At 74.8% G+C, this 22,938-nt stretch carries 14 protein-coding genes; 2 read left to right on the top strand and 12 right to left on the bottom strand.

What is annotated here, in order from left to right:
- Both ACI799_RS09130 and ACI799_RS09125 read left to right on the top strand, forming a co-directional pair.
- Positions 1-1,239 carry a hypothetical protein gene (locus ACI799_RS09130; protein ID WP_456612927.1) on the top strand — a complete coding sequence of 413 codons (1,239 nt, stop codon included), beginning with the start codon at positions 1-3 and terminating at the stop codon, positions 1,237-1,239.
- Positions 1,236-2,288 carry a glycosyltransferase family 4 protein gene (locus ACI799_RS09125; RefSeq protein WP_456612926.1) on the top strand — a complete coding sequence of 351 codons (1,053 nt, stop codon included), beginning with the start codon at positions 1,236-1,238 and terminating at the stop codon, positions 2,286-2,288. Before ACI799_RS09130 ends, ACI799_RS09125 begins: the two co-directional genes overlap by 4 nt.
- Before the next feature lie 12 nt (positions 2,289-2,300).
- On the opposite strand, the gene ACI799_RS09120 is transcribed toward ACI799_RS09125, so the two are convergent.
- The 12 genes from ACI799_RS09120 to glmU form a co-directional block, all read right to left on the bottom strand.
- Complete coding sequence (locus ACI799_RS09120; RefSeq protein WP_456612925.1) at positions 2,301-3,572, bottom strand: hypothetical protein; 1,272 nt, start codon at positions 3,570-3,572, stop codon at positions 2,301-2,303.
- An 88-nt stretch (positions 3,573-3,660) separates the two neighbouring features.
- Positions 3,661-8,046, bottom strand: a complete 4,386-nt coding sequence (locus ACI799_RS09115; protein WP_456612924.1) for a PKD domain-containing protein — start codon at positions 8,044-8,046, stop codon at positions 3,661-3,663.
- Positions 8,047-8,276: 230 nt separating this feature from the next.
- Positions 8,277-13,037, bottom strand: coding sequence for a PKD domain-containing protein (locus tag ACI799_RS09110; protein WP_456612923.1), 4,761 nt, complete (start codon positions 13,035-13,037; stop codon positions 8,277-8,279).
- Positions 13,038-13,334: 297 nt separating this feature from the next.
- Complete coding sequence (locus ACI799_RS09105) at positions 13,335-13,985, bottom strand: hypothetical protein (protein ID WP_456612922.1); 651 nt, start codon at positions 13,983-13,985, stop codon at positions 13,335-13,337.
- Entirely contained in the window at positions 13,982-14,746 is a 765-nt protein-coding gene (locus ACI799_RS09100; RefSeq protein WP_456612921.1) for a CDP-alcohol phosphatidyltransferase family protein, read from the bottom strand. Before ACI799_RS09100 ends, ACI799_RS09105 begins: the two co-directional genes overlap by 4 nt.
- A complete protein-coding gene (locus ACI799_RS09095) occupies positions 14,743-15,993 on the bottom strand; it encodes a DUF1972 domain-containing protein (RefSeq protein ID WP_456612920.1) in 1,251 nt (416 codons plus the stop codon). Before ACI799_RS09095 ends, ACI799_RS09100 begins: the two co-directional genes overlap by 4 nt.
- 149 nt (positions 15,994-16,142) lie before the next feature.
- On the bottom strand, positions 16,143-17,645 hold the full coding sequence (locus ACI799_RS09090; protein WP_456612919.1) for a sugar transferase: 1,503 nt from the start codon (positions 17,643-17,645) through the stop codon (positions 16,143-16,145).
- Between the two features lie 190 nt (positions 17,646-17,835).
- Positions 17,836-18,393 carry an aminoacyl-tRNA hydrolase gene (gene pth / locus ACI799_RS09085; protein ID WP_456595955.1) on the bottom strand — a complete coding sequence of 186 codons (558 nt, stop codon included), beginning with the start codon at positions 18,391-18,393 and terminating at the stop codon, positions 17,836-17,838.
- 98 nt (positions 18,394-18,491) lie between these two features.
- The gene (locus ACI799_RS09080; protein ID WP_456590854.1) at positions 18,492-19,205 is read right to left on the bottom strand and encodes a 50S ribosomal protein L25/general stress protein Ctc; all 714 of its coding nucleotides are present in this window, start codon (positions 19,203-19,205) and stop codon (positions 18,492-18,494) included.
- A 146-nt stretch (positions 19,206-19,351) separates the two neighbouring features.
- Positions 19,352-20,389, bottom strand: coding sequence for an adenylyl-sulfate kinase (cysC, locus tag ACI799_RS09075; protein ID WP_456612918.1), 1,038 nt, complete (start codon positions 20,387-20,389; stop codon positions 19,352-19,354).
- 37 nt (positions 20,390-20,426) lie between these two features.
- The gene (locus ACI799_RS09070) at positions 20,427-21,407 is read right to left on the bottom strand and encodes a ribose-phosphate diphosphokinase (RefSeq protein WP_456590856.1); all 981 of its coding nucleotides are present in this window, start codon (positions 21,405-21,407) and stop codon (positions 20,427-20,429) included.
- 13 nt (positions 21,408-21,420) lie between these two features.
- Positions 21,421-22,929, bottom strand: a complete 1,509-nt coding sequence (glmU, locus tag ACI799_RS09065; RefSeq protein WP_456590857.1) for a bifunctional UDP-N-acetylglucosamine diphosphorylase/glucosamine-1-phosphate N-acetyltransferase GlmU — start codon at positions 22,927-22,929, stop codon at positions 21,421-21,423.
- Between the last annotated feature and the right edge of the window lie 9 nt (positions 22,930-22,938).

Raw genomic sequence — 22,938 nt, 5'->3', positions numbered from 1 at the left:
GTGTCGTCTGCGATCCGCCGGACGGGGGCGGGGCTCCCGGCCACCTCCGCCGGCCGGTTCCTGATCGCCCTGCTGCTGGTCCTCGCCTGCGTCAGCTGGCGCCGTGGCCAGTACTTCTCCGGCTCCCTCGACCCGGTCGTGGTCGGCAAGGCGCTGTGCAGTGGGCTGGCCCTCCTGCTCGCCGCGCAGGCCGCACGCCGCGGGCCCCGGCGACCCCTGGGCACCGGCACGCTGTGGGTGGTCGCCGTCGCCCTCACCAGCTCCGTGTTCGGTGCGCTCACGCACGGCACCGTGCTGGCCGGGGGGCTGGTGGCGGCCCGGGTCGGGATCCTCGCGCTCACCGTCCACCTCCTGCTGCGCACCCTCACGGCGGACGAGGCCTTCGCCGCCCTGGCCCGGGCCTGCGGCGCGGTGGCGCTCGTCGCGGCGGTGACCGGGCTGCCCGCGGCCGGGGACGGCCGACTCGCCGGCGGCCTGCCGACGCTGTCCCCCAACGAGCTGGCCCTCCTGGCCGGGGTCGTGGTGCTGCACGTGGCGTGGCGCGTCGTCCGTGGCGACGCCGGCCCAGGGGCCGCGCTGGTCGCGGCGGGTGCCCTCGGCGTCGTCTGGGCCACCGGCTCGCGCACCGGGCTGCTCGCACTCCTGGCGGCCGTCCTGGTCGTCGCCGCACACCTGCGCCGGGCACCGGTGGGGCTCGTGGTCGGTGGGCTGCTGGTCGCCGCCGTCGGCGCGGCCGTCACGCTCTCGACGGGTGCGCTCACCGGCTTCGCCGTCCGGGACGGCGACGGGGTGAGCACCCTGGAGTCGCGGTTCATCGCCTGGGACGCAGCCACCCGGTGGGGCGACACGGCCTGGCAGACCCTCTTCGGCGGCGGGCTGTCGGTGAAGGTGATCCCGGTGGCCGGGCAGTACTGGGACAGCCAGCCGCTGGACAGCAGCTGGGTCTCGGCGCTGGTGCAGAACGGGGTCCTCGGCCTGCTGCTGCTGGCCGGATGGGTGGCGTGGGTGCTCCGCGGCACGGTGCTGGTTCCCCGCCCCCACCGCGCGCTGTTCCTCGGCCTGCTCGTCTTCCTGCTGGGCAGGAGCGTGGTGGAGAGCGGCCTGTTCGACGCGACACCCGCCTTCCTGTTCTTCGTCGCGGTGTCCTTCGCCGTCGAGGGCGGTTCCCGGGGGCGCCTGCGCCCGGAGCTCGAGCGGGACCCACCCCTGGGTCCCCGTCAGGAGGAAGCGGTCCGATGAAGGTGCTGTTCGACGCCTACTGGTGGATCGAGGGCCAGCCCTCGGGCCGACGGGTGGTGGACTCCTTCGTGCGCACGTGGGCCGGCGACTGGCCGGGCGACGAGCTCGTCGTCGCCGTCCCGCAGCAGCACCGCGACGCCGTCCTGGAGCTGGTCGGCGACGCCCCGATCGACGTCCGCACGGTCCGCCGTTCCCCCCACGGGGTCAGCGTCCTGACCGAGCTGGGCTCGGTGGCCGAGGCCGACGTCGTCCTGGCGCAGAACTACACGCCGCTGCGGACGCGGGCGCTGCGGGCGACGTTCATCCACGACCTGATGTTCCTGGAGCACCCGGAGTTCTTCACGCGCCTGGAGCGGGCCTACTTCGCGGGGATGCCGTGGTCGGCGCGGTACGCCGACCTCGTCCTCACCTCCACCCGCGCCGAGGCCGACCGCATCACCCGGTTCCGTCCGGGTCTGGCCGGCCGGGTGGTGCCGGTCGGGCTGAGCCTGCCGGAGTCCTTCCGCACCCGGCCGCCGGCGGACCCGGGCCTCGGCCTGACCCCTGGTGGCTTCCTCCTGTGCGTCGGCCGGCTCAACGCCCGGAAGAACGTCGGGCGGCTGGTCGAGGCCCTCCTCGCCGACGAGCTCGTGACACCCGAGCGGCCGCTGGTCGTCGTGGGCGAGCCCGACGGGCGCGCTGCTGCCCGCCACTCCCCCGACGACCACCGCGTGCGCTTCGTCGGCGGGGTCGACGACCCAGCCCTCGTGTGGCTGTACCAGAACTGCCGGTTGTTCGTGTTCCCCTCGCTGGACGAGGGGTTCGGGCTCCCGGTCGTCGAGGCGGCCGTCTCGGGGGCGCCCATGGCGCTCAGCGACATCCCGTCGTTCCGCGAGCTCGCACCCGGAGCGGCCTTCTTCGACCCGCGCGACACCGGCTCCATCGCCGCGGTGATCGGGGCCGAGCTCTCCGGCCCGCCGAGCACGGCTCCCGCTGTCCGGGTGCCGACGTGGTCGGAAGTGGTCGGCCGGATCCGCGAGGTGGTCGGCGAGCGGCTCGCCGAGCGCTGAGCAGAGGGGACGTCAGACGCCGGCGGGGCTGCGGTCGGCGGCGGTCCCGGTGACCGTGGCGAGCGGCCGGAGGACCCGCCGGCGGACCGCGAGCGCCACCAGCAGCGGACCGACGGCGAGCGCCAGCGGCGCCCACTCGGCGCCGTCGCCCGAGAGGAGGACGAGCCCGCCCGCCCCCGCGAGGCCGGCGAACTCCAGGAGCCGCAGGGCGAGCACCCGGCGCTGCTGCCGGTGGACCGTGGCCAGTCCGGAGTAGGGCAGCAGGACCGCCGAGGCGAGGGCGTAGGCGGACCACCCGACGACCGCGGCTACCGGCACCGGGAACTCGCCCCCCGTGATGAGCGGTTCGGCGACCGGCTGGAGGACGACGGCCAGGATCCCGATAGCAGCGACCGCACCGGCCAGGTGCACCACCGCCCGGTCGGCGGCACGCAGTTGCTGTGCCCCCGGCCGACCGCGCATCGCGACGTAGTGCGGGAGCAGGTAGGAGCCCAGCCCGCTGACCACGACGAGGGTGGGCGCGGTGTAGACCCGCGCCGCCTCCAGCGGCCCGTACACCGCTGCCCCCGCCAGCCCGACGACGAGCAGCCGCAGCCCGGTCAGGAGCGCCGGGCGGATCGACTGGGCCGCCGCGCGCCAGACCCCGAAGCCCCAGACGGCGGCCAGCGCCGGTCCGCGCCACGGACCGCGTGGTCGTTCCGCCGCCGGCAGCAGCCACCAGGCGACCAGGCCGGCGGCCGTCTGGCCGACGAGGAGCGCCACGGCGAACGACGTCAGGGTGAGTGGCCCGGCCACCGAGCACAGCACCAGGGTGAGCACGGCGAGGACCAGGCTGGTGCCGTCGACGACGGGCAGCGACCAGAACCGGCCGGCGGCCATCAGCACCCGCCGGAGCACGTCCTCCAGCACGAAGGCGACGACGGCGAGGCCGAGGAACGCCCCACCCACGGCGGGGAGCGATCCGGTGACGACGACCAGGCCCCAGCCGACCAGCCCGGAGAGGCCGGCGACCGCCACGGCCCACACCTGCAGCCCGGCGCGCAGCCGCGGCTCGTGGCGGTCCAGGACGGTGAGCGAGTCACCGACCAGCCCGCTGCTGACCGCCGTCACGAGCACGATCGAGCCGTAGAGGAGGGAGAAGGTGGCCAGCCCGGCCGCGCCGAGGGTGCGAGCGGCGGCGACGGAGAGCACCAGGCCGGCGACCGCCTGCGTGACCTGGCCCGCGACGGCCCCGGACGCCGGCCGGCCCAGCAGCTGCAGCAGCTGCCGGGCCGGTCGGTTCACGGCGTCATCCTCGCAGCCCGGTCCGCCACCACGGGACGATCGGGTGAGGCGTCTCGCCCCAGCGGGTGAGCCGCCACGGCGACCCGTCTCAGGCCAGGGCGGTGACGCGCAACGCGGGGATGCGGACGACGGTCGCGGCGGTGCTGCTGCCCGGCCGGTGCGCGGTCAGCCCGACCGAACCCGGCGCCTGCAGCGCCTCGGTGGAGTCGGTGCGCACCAGCTGCGGCTGCTCCGGCTCCGGCGCCCCCTCTGCCCACACGCTCGCGGTCACCTCGGTGGTCCCCGACCCCGACACCCGCACCCGCACGTTCACCGTCGCGCCCGGCGTCCACGTCAGCCCAGGCACCAGCAGCTCCCCACCCGGGAAGGACTCCGACCCACCGGTCAGCCGCGACAGGGCCAGACCGACCCGGCCCTCGGCGGTCACCCGCACCCGGACCCGGTACTCCTCACCGCTGCCCACCCGACGACCGGTGACGTACAGGTACGTGCCCGCGCCCGTCGGCGCCGACGACAGCGTGAACGACGTGGCCACGTCCACTCCCGTCTGCGACACCGACCCCAGGAAGGCACCCGTGTTGTTCCCCGCACCCGGCAGCGCCAGCTCCGCGGCACCACCGGACACCGACAACCGGGACGCACCCGCCGACGCGGACCACTCACCACCGACCTCGGCAGCACCGAGACCACCGGACACCGACCGCTCGAACGAGTCCTCGGCGAGCACCGCAGGATCGGCGGCCGGGGGCTCCTCCACCGGCGGCTCCTCGGTCGGCGGCTCCTCGACCGGAGGCTCGTCCACCGGGGGCTCCTCGACCGGAGGCTCCTCGGTCGGCGGCTCCTCGGTCGGCGGCTCCTCGGTCGGCGGCTCCTCCGCCGGGGGCTCCTCGACCGGAGGCTGCGGGACGACCGCACCGATCGACATCGCCGTGAACTCGGGGATGCGGACGGTGGTGGCGGCGGTGCTGCTGCCCGGCCGGTGCGCGGTCAGCCCGACCGAACCGGCATCCTGCAGCGCCTCGGTGGAGTCGGTGCGCACCAACTGCGGCTCCACCGGCTCCTGCTCCGTCTCGGCCCACACCGCGGCGGTCACCTCGGTCGTACCGGTACCCGACACCCGCACCCGCACGTTCAGCGCCGACCCCGGCGTCCAGGTCAGCCCCGGCACCATCACCTCACCACCGGGGAACGACTCCGCCCCGCCGGTCAGCCGCGACAGGGCCAGACCGACCCGGCCCTCGGCGGTCACCCGCACCCGGACCCGGTACTCCTCACCGCTGCCCACCCGCCGGCCGGTGACGTACAGGTACGTGCCCGCGCCCGTCGGCGCCGAGGACAGCGAGAACGACGTCGTGACATCGGCGCCGGTCTGCGACACCGCCCCCAGGTAGGCCCCGGTGTTGTTCCCCGCACCCGGCAGCGCCAGGTCGGCCGCACCACCGGACACCGACAGCCGGGACGCACCCGCCGACGCAGTCCAGTCGCCACCGACCTCGGCAGCACCCAGACCACCGGACACCGAACGCTCGAAGGTGTCCCGGGCCAGCGGCACGGGCACCGCCGGGGCGGTCACCTCGACCTCGCGCCGCGCCGTGGCGGTGGCACCCCGGTCGTCGGTCACCGTGAGGGTGACCAGGTAGGTGCCGGCAGCGCCGTAGGCGTGCGACACCGTCCGGCCCGCGCCGGTCGACCCGTCGCCGAAGTCCCACGCGTACGAGGTGAGCGACCCGTCGGCGTCGGCCGAGGCCGAGGCGTCGAGCCCGACGGTCAGCCCGGAGGCCACCGCTGTGAAGGAGGCCGTCGGCGCCTCGTTCGGCACCGGCAGGGCGACGGTCACCAGGCGGCTGCTGGTCGACGTCGCACCGCGGTCGTCGGTCACCGTGAGGGTGACCGGGTAGGTCCCGGCCGCCGCGTAGCCGTGCGTCGCGGTGGCGCCGGTGGCCGTCGCCCCGTCACCGAAGGTCCACGCCCAGGAGACGATGCTCCCGTCGCTGTCGTGCGAGCGAGCGGCGTCGACGGCCACGGCGAGCTCGTCGCTCACCGCGTCGAACCGCGCGCCCGGCGGCACGTTGGCCGGCGTGCCGACCCCGCCCGCGACGGCGTGCGCGGAGACCTGGGCCGCCGACAGCGCGGTCGGGTAGAGCGCCACCTCGTCGACGCGGCCGGTGAAGGTGCTCGCACCACCCATCGCGCGGTCGCTGCCGACGCGGAGGTAGCCGTTGTAGGCCAGCCCGGAGGTCGTGTCGGTGCGCGAGCCCACGAGGACGCCATCCACGTAGAGGGCCATGCCGCCGCGGCCCATGGTGGCGGCGACGTGGTGCCACGCGCCGTCGTTGAACGAGGCGGTGCTGGTCACCGTCCGCTGCGTGGTGAAGGTCCAGAACAGCGGGACGCTCACCCCGAAGTTCACCCGGCCGCGGTTGTCGAGGTAGACCTGCCGGTCGTAGGTCGAGCTGTTCCCCGTCCTCGCGTTGGCGAAGCCGATGATGCGGCCACCCCTGGTCGAGGTGGTCTGGAACCAGGCCTCCTGGGTGAAGGTGTTCGGCACGGCCGCGGCGGTCCGGGTGGCCAGCGTCGCGTTCGCCGTCCCGTCGAAGGCGTAGGCGGTGTCGCCGTCGGCGAGCGCGCCGACCTGGCCCTTGGTCACCCCGCTCCCCACGGTCATCGGCGACGAGCCGATCGCGTCGGCGGCGGTGGTCCCGGAGGACTCCCCGAGGCGCCAGTGCGACGTGGCCCCGTCGGCGAGGACGGTCTCCGCGTAGGGCCGGCTCTGGCCGCCCGTGGCGGGGGCCACCTCGACCGCGACCCAGTCGGTCGAGACCGAGTTGCCGAACGGATCGGTGGCCGTCACGCGGTAGCGCAGCGAGCCGCTCACCCCGACGTCGGAGGCCGACATCGCCGGACGGTTCCACCACGTGGAGCTCTGGACGAGCTCGGCGACCGGGGCCTGCTCGCCCTCGCGGTGCACCGAGTAGGTGAGCGCGGCGTTGTCCTGGTCGCTCGTCGCCTGCCAGGAGATGGTCGCCTGGCCGGGCACCGGCGAGGCGGCGGTGGCGGTGAAGCCGTCCGCGCTCGGGCCGACCTGGTTGGGCGCCGAGCCGGGGAGCGCGTAGCGCACCAGGCCCTGCTGGTCGACGCCGTTGACCCGCGGGAACTCCCCGCCGTAGACGACGTACTGACCGTTGCCGGCCACGCTCCAGCCGGCCTGGTACTGGCCGGTGTACGTGCCCGGGGTCATCGTCGGGAACCACGGGAGCAGCGAGCCCGCGGGCTGGTTGCGGAGGTTGCTGTTCGCGAGGGTGTGCGAGCCGGTCACCCCGGTCGGCGCGAGGGAGAACGCGACGCCGAACCGGTGCACGCGCGGGTCCTGCTCCGGGAAGCCGCCGATGTTCTGGCAGTCGTGCGCGTGGCTGGCGACGTAGAGCGCGCCGTTCATCGGGTAGCTGGAGTAGCTGTCACCCCGGCAGTCGTTGATGGTGATGATCGCCCCGCCGTCGGCGGTGGCGGCGAACGAGCCCTCGAGGTTGCCCGGCCCGTGGTAGTCGTAGGCGGTGCCGTACACCGTGGTGCCGTCGGTGGACAGGCTGTAGACGGCGGAGTTGATGCCCTGGTTGGTCAGCTTCTGGTTGATCGCGAACGGCCGGGTCTCGCCCGTCACCGGGTCGAGCGCGGTCACGCCGGTCGCCTTGACGCCGTTCATCGAGTCGAACCGGCCGCCCGCCACGACCTGGGTGCCGTTGCCGGTGATCACCAGCGCCATGACCTGGTCGCTGGTGGAGCGGTTGCCGTTGCGGTTGCCCGCCGTCGACCCCACGCCGGGGAGGGGCGCCCACGGGAGGAGCGCGCCGTCGGCAGCGGTGACCGCGGCCAGCCGCGACCGGCTCACGCCACCCACGGCGGTGATGCTGCCCCCGAGGTAGACGGTGTCGTTCGTGGCGGCGATGGCCCGTACCTGGCTGTTGATGCTCGGCCGCCAGGTCGGGACCAGCTCGCCCGACCGGGTGTCGAAGGCGGCCACCCGTCGGCGGACCTGGCCGTCGACCTCGGTGAAGTCACCGCCGACGTAGAGGCGGCTGCCGTCCGGGGAGGCGGCCACGGCGAGGACCTGGCCGTTGAGGGTGTGCGCGAACGAGGCGATCAGCTCGCCGGTGCGGATGTCGTACGCGAGCAGGTTGTCCCGCGTGACCTCCTGCGTCCCCTCCGGCGCGCCGGCGGGCCGGGCGGTCGTGAAGGAGCCACCGACGTAGACGGTGTCGCCCACGACTGCCTGTGCCCAGGCGACCCCGTTGATCTGCACGGTCGGCAGCGCATCGGCGCTGACCGTGGTCGGGGTCGCCGGGTTCGCCGGCCCGAGCGGCGCCGAGTCGGCGGTCGCCGTGGCGACCGGCAGCAGGGCGAACACCCCTGCGGTCAGCGCGAGGCTGACCAGGCCGGCCAGGATCCGCTTCGGCGCAGCCGCCGACGATGCACGCATGTCTTGTCCCCCAGTGTTCGGATCCCACCGCAGCGCGCAGTGGTCCATACCGAGAGTCACGATGGCACGCCGCGACATGGGGGTCGATCACACGAACCGGTGACGCAGGGTGCCGCTCACCCCGGCGAGGGAACCCGCTGTGACCGTTCGTATGCGTCCGACTGCGCTGAGCGAGTAGTGACCCGGGAACGGTCGGCCGGGACCGCCACCAGGCGGTCCCGACCGACGTCTCAGGGCGCGACGACCGTTCCGAACGCCGTGATCCGCACGGCGGTCGCGGCGGTCGTGCTGCCCGGCCGGTGCGCGGTCAGCCCGACCGAACCCGGCGCCTGCAGCGCCTCGGTGGAGTCGGTGCGCACCAGCTGCGGCTGCTCCGGCTCCGGCGCCCCCTCGGCCCACACGCTCGCGGTGATCTCGGTCGTCCCCGTCCCCGTCGTCCGCACCCGCACGGTCAGCGGCACCCCCGCCTGCCAGGTGAGGCCGGGCACGACCACCTCGCCGCCGGGGAAGGACTCCCCACCCGAGAGCCGGGACAGCGCCAGCGCGACCCGACCGTCGGCCATCACCCGCACCCGGACCCGGTACTCCTGACCGGCGCCGACCCGGCGGCCGCTCACGTACAGGTAGGTGCCCGCGCCCGTCGGGGTCGAGGACAGGGTGAACGACGCCGTCACGTCGGTGGCCGACGACGACACCCCCGCCAGGTAGGCACCGGTGTTGTTGCCCGCGCCGGGCAGGGCCAGCTCACCGGCGCCGCCCGCGACCGACAGCCGGGCACCGCCCACCGACGGGGTCCACTCGCCGCCCACCTCGGCGGCTCCCCAGCCACCCGACACGATGCGCTCGAAGTCGTCGCGGGCGATCGCCGAGGGCTCGTCCGGGGCGCTGACCGTCACCGTCGCCTCGTGGGTGGCGGTCGCGCCATCGTCGTCGGTGACGGTGAGCGCGACGCGGTAGGTGCCGGCGGCGGTGTAGGTGTGCGACGTCGTCGCCCCCGTCCCGGTCGCACCGTCGCCGAACGTCCAGGACCAGCTCCGCACGGTGCCGTCGGGATCGGTCGATCCCCGTCCGTCCAGCGAGAGCACCAGGCCGTCGGCGGAGGAGGTGAAGGCCGCGGTCGGCGCCCCGTTCGACTGCGGCGCGGTCACGGTGACCGACCGCTCGGCGACCGCGGTCGCACCGTCGTCGTCGGTGACCGTCAGGCGCACCAGGTACGTGCCGGCGGCGGCGTAGGTGTGCGACACCGCCGGTCCCGACGCCTCCTCCCCGTCACCGAACGACCACGCGTGCGCGCGGATCGTGCCGTCGGGGTCCGTCGACGTCGAGCCGTCCACCGAGAGCACCAGCCCGTCGGCCGACGAGGTGAACGCGGCCGTCGGGACGTCGTTGGCGGAGGGCTCGGTAGGGCCGGTCGCGACGGTGGCCGCCGCGAAAGCGGTGACCCGGACCGCGGTCGGGGTCGCGTTGCTCGACGGCCGGTGCACCGTCAGCCCGACGCTGCCGGGGGCCTGCAGCTCCGCGGTGGCGTCGGTGCGCACCAGCTGCGGGGCCGGCTCCGCGGTGCCCTGCCGCCAGACCGTCCCGCGGATCTCCGTGGTGCCGGTGCCCCACACCTGGGCACGCAGCTCGAGCGTGACCCCGGGCGCCCAGGTGACGCCCGGGACGACGACCTCCCCGCCGGGGAATGCCTCGGCCCCGCCGGAGACCCGGGACAGCGCCAACGCCACCGCGCCGTCGGGCATGACGCGCAGACGCACCCGGTACTCCCCGCCCGAGGCGATCCGGCGGCCCACCGCGTAGACGTACGTCCCCGCGCCGGCGGGCGTCGCCGAGAGGCCGAACGTCGTACGGACGTCGGCCGAGGTCTGCCGCACGCCGCCCAGGTGGGCCCCGGTGTTGTTGCCCGCGCCGGGCAGCGCCAGCTGGGCCACGCCGGGGCTCACCGACTGGCGTCCGGCACCGACCGTCGCCGTCCAGGGACCGCCGGCGTCGGCGGTGCCCAGTCCGTTGGTCGCGGTGCGCCCGAAGGTGTCCCGGGCCAGCTCCGTCGGCCCGTCGGAGGCCGCCACCGTCACCGGACGGGTCACGCCGTGCGTCGCGCCGTCGTCATCGGTCACCGTCAACCGCACCTGGTAGGTGCCGGCCGTGGCGTAGTCGTGGGACGCCGTCGCACCGCTGCCGGTTGACCCGTCACCGAAGTCCCAGGCGTACGACGTGACCGTGCCGTCGTGGTCGACGGAGCTCGAAGCGTCCAGCCACGCGGTCAGCCCGGCCGTGGTCGCTGTGAACGCCGCTGCCGGCGGCTGGTTCGCCGGGGGCGCCGTGACCGTCACCTGACGCGTCGTGCTCCCGACCGCCCCCTTGTCGTCGGTCACCCGCAGCGTGACGGTGTAGGTACCCGGGGCGGCGTACCGGCGGGACGCGGTCACCCCGGTCCCCGTCGATCCGTCACCGAAGTCCCAGGCGTAGGCCGCCACCCGGCCGTCCCCGTCGGTGCTCGCCGAGGCGTCCACCGTGGCGGTCAGGTCGGCGACGGCGGTCGTGAAGACGGCGGTGGGCGCGACGTTGACCGCGGTGCCGGTGGTGCCGATCGCGTGGTGCCGGGCGACCTGCTCCGCGGTCAGGACCGTCGGGTACACCGCCACCTCGTCGATGGAGCCGGGGAAGTACGGGGCGCCCGACCAGGTGCGGTCCCCGCCGATCCGCCAGTAGCCGGTGATCTCCTGCGCCGAGATCCCGTCGGTACGACTGGCCGCCAGCTGGCCGTCGACGTACAGGCTCAGCCCGTTCGGGCCGAGCGTGGCCACCACGTGGTGGTAGGCGCCGTCGTTGTAGGACCGCGGCGTCACGAGCTCGAACGGCCGCCCCGGCCAGACGGCGAAGTGCAGCTTCCCGGCGGTGTCCAGCCAGAGGTGCCGGTCGTAGTGGTTGCTCAGCCCCGTCCGCACGTCACCGAACCCGAGGATCTTCCCCCCGGTGGTGCTCCGGGTCTGGAACCACGCCTCCACCGAGAAGGTGTGCGGGCCGCGCCGCGGCGACTGCGAGGCGAACCCCCCGTTCGTGCCGTCGAACCGCGCGGCGGCGTCCGTGTCGCCGCGCAGCGCGCCGGAGACGCCCCGGGTCACCCCACCGCTGGCCCCGAGGTCGTCGATCCCACCCTGGTCGAAAGCGGTGGCGCCCGAGCGCTCGCCCATGGGCCAGTAGCTCGTTGCCCCGTCCGCGTGCACGGCGTCGGCGTAGGGCCGCGCGGTCGCCGACCCCGACGACGTGCCCGAGGCCGTGCCGATCACCGCCTCGTTGCCGTGCGGATCGGTGACCGTGACCCGGTAGGTGTGCGCGCCCGGCGAGGCCCCGCGGTCCGTCCACGCCAGCGGCGCGGCCTGCCACCACTGAGAGGAACGGGTGAACGTCGCGGTCGGCGTCGCTGCCCCGTCCCGGTACACGCGGTAGGTGAGGTACTGGTTGTCCAGGTCGGTGGCCCCCTGCCAGCCGACCCGGAGCGTGCCGGCGGCGACCGGCGTCACGCCGACGCCGCCGCTGACCTGCGGCCCTTCCGCGTTCGGGGCGATCGAGGGCATGGCGAAGCGGACGAGGCCCTGCTGGGCCTTGCCGTTCACCCGGGGGAACTCCCCGCCGTAGACCAGGTACTGGCCGTTGCCCGTGACGCTCCAGCCGGCCTGGTACTGCCGGGTGACCGTGCCCTGGGCGAACGCGGGGAACCAGGTGAGCAGCGACGGCGCCGGCCGGCCGTAGAGGTTGGCGTTGGCCATCGTGTCGCTGCCGACCCGCCCCGACGCGGCGAGGCTCACCGCGGTGGCGTGCTTCCAGACCTGCGGCTGCTGCTCGGGGAAGCCGCCGATGTTGCTGCAGCGGTGCGCGTGCGAGGCGGTGTAGAGCGCCCCGTTCATCGGAAAGCTGGAGTAGGTGTCGCCACGGCAGTCGGCGATCCACCGGACCGCGCCGCCCGCGGCCTCGGCGGCGAAGGAGCCCTCGAGGTTGCCCGGCCCGTAGTAGTCGTACGCCGTCCCGTACACGACCGCGCCGTCGGTGGAGAGGCTCCAGACGGCGGAGTGGACGCCCTGGTTGGTGAGCAGCTGGTTGAGGGCGAAGCTGCGGTTGGCCCCGGACACGGGGTCCAGCGCCGCGACGCCCGTCGCCCGCGCACCGTTCATCGAGTAGAACCGGCCGCCGACGACGACCTGGTTCCCACCACCGGTGACGACGATGGCCATGACCTCGTTGGAGGTGCGGCTGTTGGCGGCGGTGTCCAGCGTGCCGGGGATGGCCTTGCCGTCCGCGTCGAAGCGCGGGAGCCGGTTGCCGTCCGTCGGACCGGTGCCCGGCACCGGGGCCCACGGGAGCAGCGAGCCGTTGGCGGCCGACACGGCGGCCAGGCGGGTGCGGCTGACGCCGCCCACCGCGGTCAGACTGCCGCCCAGGTAGACCGCGGACCCCGTCGCGCCCAGGGCTCGCACCTGGCTGTTGACGCTCGGGGCCCACCCGGCGACCAGCGCCCCGGTCGCGGTGTCGTAGGCGGCCACGCGGTTGCGGGGCTGGCCGTTCGCCACCGTGAAGTCGCCACCGACGTAGACGCGCTTCCCGTCGGGGGACGCGGTCACGGCGAGCGCCTGGGCGTTGAGGTCGGGCGCGAAGGAGGGGACCAGCTCTCCGGTCCGGATGTCGAAGGCCAGCAGGTTGTTGCGCACGACCTCACCGACACCCAGGGGGGCCCCGGCCGGGCGGGCACGGGTGAACGAGCCGGCCGCGTAGACGGTGGTGCCGACGACGACCTGCGACCACACCACCCCGTTCACCTGGACGGTCGGCAGCGGGTCTGCCGAGACGGTCACCGGGTCGTTGGCCGGCGGGCCGAGGGGAGCGGAGTCCGCCCGCGCGGCCGGGCCGGCGAGCACGATCGTGCCCAGGCACAGCAGGGCACTGGTCACCCCGGCCAGCAACCGCGTCGCCGGCCTCCCCGCGCGTGACTCCATCCCGCTCCCCCGTCTCGCCCCGACCGGCCCGCAGACGGACCGGTTCTGAATACTCAGAGTGACGATCGACCGGGCGAGCCGCCTGGCGCAACCGCCTGATCCGGTGACACCCGGCGGCTCGCACCACTCGTACAGGGCAAAATGTGACGCTCAGTGATTGGGTCCGGTCGCCGGGCGACGGCGGCGGGCCCCGCCTCGGGGCCTCCCACGACGACGACCGGGGCCGGCCGCCGCAGCGGCCGGCCCCGGTCGGGGATCGCGGGTCGAGCAGGTGGCCCCGGTCCACGGGGCCTCGGATCAGCGGACGGGACCGGTGAAGAGCAGCAGCGGCGCACCCGCCTCGTAGCCCACCTCCACGGTGACGAGGTCCCGGGAATCGGCGGGCACGCTGAAGACGTAGACGCCCTCCGCGCTCTCCCCCGCGGCGAGCATCCCGGAGAGCGGGCGCTGCGACGGGTCCTCCAGCGGGGAGGCCGGGGTGCGGTCGTCGCTGTAGTACATGTTCACCGCGACGCCGCTGACCGACAGCGGTTCGCCCGTGCCGTTGGTGACCCGCACGGTCACCTGCACGGCCGGCCCGGCGATGTTGCCCGGCCCGGTGGCGGTGCCCTCGATCCCGCGGATCGACGGCAGCGAGGCGGTGACCCCGGTCCCCGCGTCCGCCGTCGCCTCCAGCGCGACCTCCGGCAGCGGCGCCGGCAGCTCGTCCACGTCCTCCGTCGGCCCGGTCGGCTCGGGCGTCGGGGGCGGCGGGGGGACCGCGGTACCCGTGGCCACCGAGGTCGGATCGGCGGCGGCTCCCGTCGTTCCCGTCGCCGGCCCGTCGTTCCCGCCGAGCGTGACGGCGAGGCCCACGAGGCCGGCCACGAGGAGCACCGCCACGGCGACGATCAGAAGGCGGCGGCGCGCCGGCGGAGGTGCGCCGGTGGTGCCGGTGGGCGTCGTCATCGGGGCAACCGTCCGATCTCGCGGAACCACTTGCCGCAGGCGAGCACCAGGTACCCGGCCGTCGCGGCGAAGAGGAAGGTGTAGGCGGAGAAGAAGACCGCGGGTGCGCCCAGCAGGACGAACACCCAGCAGAGCAGGCCGTAGTCCGTGGGCACGACCAGGAGCGAGCGGAGCACGCTGGGGCGCTCGTCGGTGCGCTCGGCCCGCGTCCGCGCCCCGTGCCGCTCGCGCAGCGCCTCGTTCAGCATGGTGCCGAAGAAGAGCACCGCGGCGACGACGCAGAACCCGAGGGGCACCAGCAGCCACACCCCCCGGGGCACCGCCTCGGAGCGGTAGAGGTGGATCAGCACGGCCAGGTGCAGTGACGAGGTCTTGGCCGCGTCCACCATGTGGTCGAGCCACTCGCCGGCGGGCGACCCGCCACCGCGCAGCCGGGCCAGCTGCCCGTCCGCGGCGTCGAACGCGTACCCGACCGCGAGGAGCACGGAGACGGCCACCCCGGTCGTCCACGACGGGCTCCCGAGCGCGAGCAGCACGATGGCCGAGGTGGTGAACACGGCGCTGACGCCCGTGACCACGTTGGGGGTCAGCCGCGCGTGGAAGGCCGCCGCAGCGAGGACCCGGCCCAGCTTGCGGTTGACGAACCGCGAGTAGGCAGGCGCCCCCTGGGCACCCTTCTGCGCCGCGGACAGGCGGCGCACCGTGGTCCGGAAGTCCTCGGCTCCCGTCGGGGCCGGCTGCGCGGCGCGGGTCGCCGTCACTGCTGAGCCCCGGGGAACGGGATGACGTCGGACGCCAGATCGGCCGGCCCGCCCGCCACCGACTCGTCCCTCGCCGCCGCCCGCGGGAAGGGGACCGGCGCAGGGAGCGAGCCGGGCTCGGGGAGGCGCCGGCCCGACGGGCGTCGGCTCGGCACCTGGCGCCCGGCCAGCCGGCGGGCGAGCTGCTCGTAGCCGGCGGCGACCGAGTCCCAGTCGTATCCCCGGGCCAGTTCGCGTGCCCGCACGCCGGCGCGGCGGACCGCGCCCGGGTCGGCCTCGGCGGCGTCCACGAGCGAGGCCACGTCCGCGGGGCTGCCGAAGAACCGGCCGGAGTCCTCGATCACCTCACGGTTGAAGTCCACGTCGTAGGCCAGGACGGCGGTACCGGCGCCGATCGCGCGCAGCAGCGAGGGGTTGGTGCCACCGACCGAGTGACCGTGCAGGTAGGTGTAGGCGTGGGCGTAGAGCTGGTCGAGCTGCTCCTGGTCCCACACGCCGCCGAGGAAGCGCACCCGCCCATCGGCGAGCCCGTGCACCCGTGCGGTGTACGCGTCCGAGTAGGGGGCGGAGCCGACCACGACCAGCGGCTTGCGCGCCCGGCTGCGCCGGTACCCGTCGACGATGACGTCGACGTGGTTCTCCGGCTCGAATCGGGCGACCACGAGGTGGTACCCACCCGGGGTGAGCCCCAGCTCGGCGAGCTTGCCGGTGCCCGGTTCGATGATCGGGGCGCCGTAGGTCAGCAGTGTCGTGGGCACCCCGAACTCCGACCGGTAGTAGTCGGCGATGCCCTGGGCGTCGGCGATGAGGGCATCGGACCAGCGGACCGCCAGCGCCTCGGCCGCGCGGTAGTAGCGCTGCCCGATCGGGCCCCACTTGGCGCGCTTCCACTCCAGCCCGTCGACGTGCGTGGCGACCGGGATCCGGGCGGCGCGCAGGGCCGGGAGGAGGGGGGCGTTGGCCGCGTTGAACACGAAGGCCGCGTCCGTGCGGTGCGCCAGCAGGTGGGCCACGGAGAGCGCCGAGTGGCTCAGCGTCTCCAGCGACCGCTTGCGGGCGGCGGGGAGGTGCACCAGCTCCATGCCGAGGTGGCGTTCGGGCCGAGCCTCCTGACCCGGGGCGGTGCGGCAGTACACGACCACCTGGTGCCCCCGCTCGGCGAGCCGGCGACCGACCTCCTCGACCGCGGTCTCGAACCCGCCGTACCGCGCGGGTACGCCGCGCGTGCCGACCATGGCGATCCGCATGGCCCCTCCGTCCGTCTCCTGGTGCAGCGGAACCGGCCACCTGGGTGCCGTTCCACGTCCTCTGACCAGGAGCTTCGTCGCCTCGCGGGCCGGGGCGGACGGTTCCGGGGGCCGGATGACCCGTGCGGGTGACGCTCGCGAGGGGGAGGTCAGTAGGCGCCGGAGCGCGACAGCACGGCCCGCCCGGTCTTCCAGAGGATCACGACGTCCAGCGCCAGCGACCAGTTCTCCACGTACCGGAGGTCCAGGCGCACGGACTCCTCCCACGAGAGGTCGCTGCGGCCGGAGATCTGCCAGAGCCCGGTGAGCCCGGGCTTGACCAGCAGCCGGCGGCTCACCGAGGAGTCGTAGCGCGCCACCTCGGCGGGCAGCGGTGGGCGCGGCCCCACCAGCGACATGGCTCCGCCGAGCACGTTGAGCAGCTGGGGCAGCTCGTCGAGGGAGAGCCGGCGCAGCAGCCGCCCGACCGGCGTGACCCGCGGATCTGCCCGGATCTTGAACAGCGGGCCGTCGGAGATGTTCTCCGCGCGCAGGGCGTCGAGCTGCTGGTCGGCGTCGACCACCATGCTGCGGAACTTCAGCATCGTGAAGGTCCGCCCACCCAGGCCGACCCGCTCCTGGCGGTAGAGCACCGGGCCGGGGCTGGTGAGCCGCACGGCCGCGGCGATGAGCAGCAGCACCGGCGAGAGGGCGAGCAGCGCCAGAGCCGCCACGGCGCGGTCCATGCCGCCCTTGACGACGCGTCGCCACCCCTCGAAGCACGGCTCCTCCACCGCCAGCAGCGGCAGCCCCTCGAAGGGGCGGATGTGCAGCCGCGGCCCGGCGACCTCGATCAGGCCCGGGGCCACGAGGAGCTCGAGCCCGGTGCCCTCCAGCTGCCAGGACAGCTGCCGCAGGTACTGCGCCGCCGTCTCGCTGGCGGAGGTGACCGCGATGGTGTCCGCCCCGTAGGTGTCGGCGAGGAGCAGGACGTCGTCCAGGCCCCCCACGGGGACGCCGGCGCGCTCGGCGACCCGCACCCGGTCGGCCGGGGTGACGGCGGCGGCGACGACCTCCAGCCCGCCGAAGCGTTCCCGCTGCAGCCGCCCGACCAGCTCCAGCACCGCACCGCCACGCCCCACGACGACGACCTTCTTCGTGCACCGGCCCTGCGCCCGGAGGGCGCGCAGCCGGGTGCGGGCGGCGTACCGGCCGAGCAGCGTGGCGGCGGTGAGGGCAGGGATGGCCACGACGACGAGCGCGCGACTGAGCTCCAGCGCGGCGGCGTAGGAGAGGAAGCTGGTCCCGCCCAGGAGCAGCAGGCCGGCGCGGCCGACACGGCGGTACTCGTCGCTGCCGGTGCCGTACGACCGTTCGGAGTAGGCACCGGTGGCCGCCAGGAGCACCGGCCAGGCCAGCACGAGACCGAGCGCGGCCCAGAAGAGCGCCGTGCCCGGCCCGGCGGGTGCGGCACGGGCCAGCAGCACGGTGCCGCTCGCGACGGCGGCCAGCACGCTCTCCACCCCGACGAGCGTCACCGTGTAGGACCGCACCCAGGCCGGCGCGGAGCGACGGGCGGGCAGCCGCGTACGCCCGCGAGCGGCGGCGGATCCGCCGGGGGCCCCCGGCAGGATCACCTCACCCGAGCTCGCCTGCTGGCGGTCCAGAAGCATGCGTCCCCCCGAACGTCACGCACCGTAGTTGGCTACTGCCGTCGGCCGGCGCGCGGCGGCCTGAGCAGGGAAGCAACCCGGCACGGAGCGGTGCTGATCGAGAGCAACCCTCACAGCGCGTCAGGGCGGGCGTCAACACGAAGCGTCACCCTGTCACCCGATAGGGCCGCGGAACGCCCGGCGACGGTCGTCAGCCGCGGGGGTGGACCTGGTTCTGCGCGGCCTCCAGGCCGCTGGTGAGGAGGAGCTCGGTGGCGTCTGCGGCCTCCACGAGCAGCAGATCCAGCTCCTTGCGCTCGGTCGCCGAGAAGTCCTTCAGCACGAAGTCGGCGGGGTCCTGCCGACCGGGAGGCCGGCCGATGCCGACCCGCACCCGCAGGTAGTCCTTGGTGCCGGTGGACCGGGTGATCGAGCGCAGCCCGTTGTGGCCGCCCTCCCCACCCCCGCGCTTGAGCCGCACCACCCCGAAGTCGATGTCCAGCTCGTCGTGGACGACGACCAGCTGCTCGGCCGGGAGCTTGTGGTAGTCGAGCAGGCCGCGCACCGGGCCACCGGACTCGTTCATGTAGGTCGTGGGCTGCGCGAGCACGACTCGCCTGCCCGCCAGCCGGCCCTCGCCGGAGACCGCGCGGGAACGGGCACCCTTGCCCGGGGCGAGCCGGATCCCGGCTCGACGGGCGAGCTCCTCGAGGACCATCGCGCCGACGTTGTGCCGGTTGCCGGCGTACGCCGGCCCGGGGTTGCCCAGCCCGACGACCAGGTAGGGCCCCTCGGGCGGCGGGGACGCCGCAGGGGCGCCGGCGGTGCCGGCGCCCCTGCGGGCCGTGCTCTCGATCAGCGGATGCCTCAGTCGTTCTTGCTGTTCTCGGCGGCGTCCATCGACTCGCCGCTGCCCTGCGCCAGGGGCTCGGGGACGACGTCGCCCTCGCCGGCGCCCTCGGCCGCCTCCGCGGACTCCTCGCGCTCGATGCCGGCCTCGGCCTCGGCGTCGGCGAGCTCGGCCTCGAGCGCCTCGGCCGTGGGCGCACCCAGGAAGCCGATGACCAGTGCCTCGGGGTCGGTGATCAGGGTCGAACCGGCCGGCAGGACCAGGTCGCCGGCGGTGATGTTCTGCCCGGCGTCGCGGCCGGTGACGTCGACCTCGATGCTGTCCGGCAGGCGCGTCGCGTCCGCCTCGATGGAGACGGTGTTCAGCTGGTGGTTCGGGATGGCGTCCGGCGCCGGCTGACCGACGACGACGATCGGCACGTCGACGGTGGTCTTCTCGCCGCGGCGGACGACCAGCAGGTCGACGTGCTCGTGCACGCGGGTCAGCGGGTCGCGCTGGACAGCCTTGGTCAGCGCCAGCTGCTCCTTGCCGTCCAGGACGATGGTCAGCAGGGCGTTGGCGCCACCGTTGCGCAGCGCCGCGGCGAACTCGCGCGCCGGCAGCGAGAGGTGGACGACGTCCTGGCCGTGCCCGTAGAGGACGGCGGGGACGCGGCCGGCGCGCCGGGTGCGGCGGGCGCTGCCCTTGCCGAACTCGGTGCGGGTCTCGGCCTCGAGACGGTAGTCAGCCACGGTGAATGTGCTCCTCGGAAGGTGGATCGGTCTGCGGGCCGGCGACCGGGCGCAGCACACCCCACGGGGCACACGCACGTCGATCACGGAGTACGGGTGGACCGTCTCCCTCGCCGGGCAACGGGAGCCAGGTTACCCCAGCCCGGTCAGCCGCCGAGCACCGCGTCGAGCACCTGCCGCGCGCAGTCGTCGACCGTCCGCCCACTGGTGCCGACGGTGACCTCGGCATCGGTCGGCGCCTCGTACGGATCGCTGATCCCGGTGAACGCCGGGATCTCCCCGCGCCGCGCCTTGGCGTAGAGCCCCTTGCGGTCGCGCGCCTCGCAGTCCGCCAGCGACGTCGCCACGTGCACCAGCACGAAGCTGCCCGGTCCGGCCTGCCGCTCGACCTCCCTGCGGACGGCGGTGCGCACCTCGGCGTAGGGGGCGATGGGGGCGCAGACCGCGACGCCGCCGTGCTTGGCGATCTGCGCGGCCACCCAGCCGATGCGCAGGACGTTGGTGTCCCGGTCGGCCCGCGAGAAACCCAGGCCCGCGGAGAGGTGGTGGCGCACCTCGTCGCCGTCGAGCAGCGTCACGGTCCGCCCACGCTCGACCAGCAGCTCCACCAGGCGGGCGGCGATGGTCGACTTGCCGGCGCCGGAGAGCCCGGTGCAGAAGACGACGAGCCCCCCGGTGCGGGGCGGGGCGACGCCGAGCTCGCTGCCCAGCAGGGTCGCCCCGTACGCGGCGGCGACCTCCTCAGCCGGGACCTCGGGGCTCTCCGGCGTCACCGGGACCGGCAGGACGACGACCTCCCGCCCCCTGGTGCGGGCCGGTCCCCAGGCGGCGGCACGCTGCGCCAGCGCCGCGGAGTCCGGCGGGAGCCCGGCCGCCGGCAGCAGCACCAGCAGCCGGGGCGGCAGGCTCGAGACGTCGGCCGGCGGGGCACCGACCCAGGCGGCCGGGGACTGCCAGCCACGCTCGCGGAGCCCGGCCGCCACCGCGGCCGGCGGCTCCCAGCGCGGCACCTCCGCGACGGTCAGGTCCTCGCCGTCGGAGGTCGCCACGACCACACCCTGGGCGTCCTCGTACTCATCCGCGGCGGGGAGGCCGGGCGCGGAACCGACCAGGCCGAAGTGGTAGCGGGCGACGGCGGCGACCTGCGCGTCACCGAGTCTGCAGCGAGCCGGCACGCCGGCCATCCTCCCAGGGGACGACCGGCGGGCGCGGACCGGTGTGTCAGCTGGCGCCGTCGAACAGGCTGGTGACCGAGCCGTCCTCGAAGACCTCCTTGATCGCCCGCGCGAGCAGCGGGGCGATGGAGAGGACGGTGAGCTTGTCGAACTGCCGCTCCGGCTCGATCGGCAGCGTGTTGGTCACGATGACCTCGCTGACCTTGCTGTTGGACAGCCGCTCGACCGCGGGGCCCGACAGCACGCCGTGCGTGGCCGTGACGATCACGTCGGCGGCGCCCGCTTCGAACAGCGTCTCGGCGGCCTTCACGATCGTGCCGCCGGTGTCGATCATGTCGTCGACCAGGATGCAGACCCGGCCCTCGACCTCACCGACGACGCGGTTGGCGACGACCTCGTTGGCGACCAGCGGGTCGCGGGTCTTGTGGATGAAGGCCAGCGGGGTGCCGCCGAGCTTGTCGCTCCACCGCTCGGAGACCCGGACCCGGCCGGAGTCCGGCGAGACGACGGTGATGTCGCGGTCGCCCCAGCGGTCGCAGACGTGCTTGACCAGCAGGTCGAGGGCGAAGAGGTGGTCGACCGGGCCGTCGAAGAAGCCCTGGATCTGGGCGGTGTGCAGGTCGACGGTCATCAGCCGGTCGGCGCCGGCGGTCTTGAACATGTCGGCGACCAGCCGGGCGGAGATGGGCTCGCGCCCGCGGTGCTTCTTGTCCTGCCGGGCGTAGGGGAAGAACGGCGCGACGACGGTGATCCGCTTGGCCGAGGCGCGCTTGAGCGCGTCGACCATGATCAGCTGCTCCATCAGCCACGTGTTGATCGGGGCGGTGTGGCTCTGCACCACGAAGGCATCGCAGCCGCGCACCGACTCCTCGAAGCGCACGAACAGCTCGCCGTTGGCGAACTCGTAGGCGGCCGTCGGGGTGGGGGTCACGCCCAGGTGACCGGCGATCTCGTCGGCCAGCGCGGGGTAGGCCCGGCCGGAGAAGAGCATCATGCTCTTGTTCGTCGTCTGCCGGATGGCGCTCATCGGCTCGCTGCCCCTAGCTGTCGGAGTCCGCACGGGAGGGCCCGGACCGGTCCTCCCCGGGTGCCTCGGTCCGGTTCTCGGCCGCTGCCGCGGCCTCCGCAGCGGGCGAACCGGGCCGTCGGCGACGTACCCAGCCTGCCACATTGCGCTGGGGTGCCCGGGCGACGGCCATCGCCCCGGGGGGCACATCGGAGGTGATGACCGACCCCGCGGCGGTGTAGGCGCCGTCGCCCACCGTGACCGGCGCCACGAACATGTTGTCGGCGCCGGTGCGCGCGTGGTCGCCGATCGTCGTGCGGTGCTTGGCCACGCCGTCGTAGTTGACGAACACGGTGGCCGCCCCGATGTTGGTGCCGCGGCCGATCGTGGCGTCGCCGACGTAGGACAGGTGCGGGATCTTCGCGCCCTCCCCCACCTGCGCGTTCTTCGTCTCCACGAAGGTGCCGACCTTCGCCCCGGCCGCGAGGTCGGTGCCCGGCCGCAGGTAGGCGAACGGGCCGACCGAGACCCGCGGACCGATCCGCGCACCGACCGCGTGCGCCCGCACCACGGTGGCCCCCTCCCCTACCTCGGTGTCGACCAGCGTGGTGTCCGGGCCCACGTGGGCAGCATCACCCACCGAGGTCACCCCCTGGAGGTGCGTGCCGGGCTCCAGGACGGCGTCGCGGCCCACCGTCACGGTGACGTCGACCCACGTGGTGAGCGGGTCGACGACGGTGACGCCGCTGCGCATGAGCTCGGCGAGCACCCGGTCGTTGAGGGTGCGCCGGCGGGCGGCCAGCTCCACCCGGTCGTTGCAGCCGAGCACGTCGTCGGGATCCTCGGCACGCACCCCGCCGACCGGCGCCCCGTCGCCGACGAGCAGACCGAGGACGTCGGTGACGTAGAGCTCGCCCTGGTCGTTGCCGGCGTCGATGCGGCCCAGCGACGACCGGAGGACCGCGGCGTCGCCGACGTAGACGCCGGCGTTGATCTCGCGGATCGCCCGCTGCTCCGGTGTGGCGTCGCGCTGCTCCACGATCGCGCGCACCCGGCCGTCGGCGTCCCGCACGATGCGGCCCAGACCGGTCGGGTCGGCCACCTCCGCGGTGAGGACCGTGAGCACGTTCCCCGCCCGCAGGTGCTCGTCCACCAGGCGCGCCACGGTCGCCGCCCGGAGCAGCGGTGCGTCACCGTTGACCAGCAGCACCGGCCCCTCGAGTTCCGGGACCGCGGCCAGGGCGACCGCGGCCGCGTGCCCCGAGCCCAGCTGCTCCTCCTGGACGACGGGCAGCGCGGTGGGCGCGATCTGCGCCAGGTGCTCCTCGACCTGGTCGCGACCGGAGCCGACCACCACGACCGTCGCGCCGGCGCCGAGCGGCTCCGTGGCGGCGAGCACGTGGCCGAGCATGCTGCGCCCGCCCAGCGGGTGCAGCACCTTCGGGGTGGTCGAGCGCATGCGGGTGCCCTGCCCGGCGGCCAGGACGACGACGGCGGCCACCGCCGGCGCGGCGTGGGCAGGGGCCGGCTGCACGTGGGTCACGGAACTCCT

The organism is Blastococcus sp. SYSU DS0753 (genome assembly GCF_054051175.1).
Note: the sequence above shows the minus strand (reverse complement) of the source record. Positions and strands in the feature narration are given on the sequence as shown.

Coding starts and splice junctions, on each gene's coding strand:
- ACI799_RS09125 (WP_456612926.1), top strand. CDS start 1,236: ATGAAGGTGCTGTTCGACGCCTACTGGTGGATCGAGGGCCAGCCCTCG.
- ACI799_RS09110 (WP_456612923.1), bottom strand. CDS start 13,037: ATGGAGTCACGCGCGGGGAGGCCGGCGACGCGGTTGCTGGCCGGGGTG.
- ACI799_RS09090 (WP_456612919.1), bottom strand. CDS start 17,645: ATGCTTCTGGACCGCCAGCAGGCGAGCTCGGGTGAGGTGATCCTGCCG.
- cysC (WP_456612918.1), bottom strand. CDS start 20,389: ATGGCCGGCGTGCCGGCTCGCTGCAGACTCGGTGACGCGCAGGTCGCC.
- ACI799_RS09095 (WP_456612920.1), bottom strand. CDS start 15,993: ATGCGGATCGCCATGGTCGGCACGCGCGGCGTACCCGCGCGGTACGGC.
- ACI799_RS09105 (WP_456612922.1), bottom strand. CDS start 13,985: ATGACGACGCCCACCGGCACCACCGGCGCACCTCCGCCGGCGCGCCGC.
- ACI799_RS09070 (WP_456590856.1), bottom strand. CDS start 21,407: ATGAGCGCCATCCGGCAGACGACGAACAAGAGCATGATGCTCTTCTCC.
- ACI799_RS09115 (WP_456612924.1), bottom strand. CDS start 8,046: ATGCGTGCATCGTCGGCGGCTGCGCCGAAGCGGATCCTGGCCGGCCTG.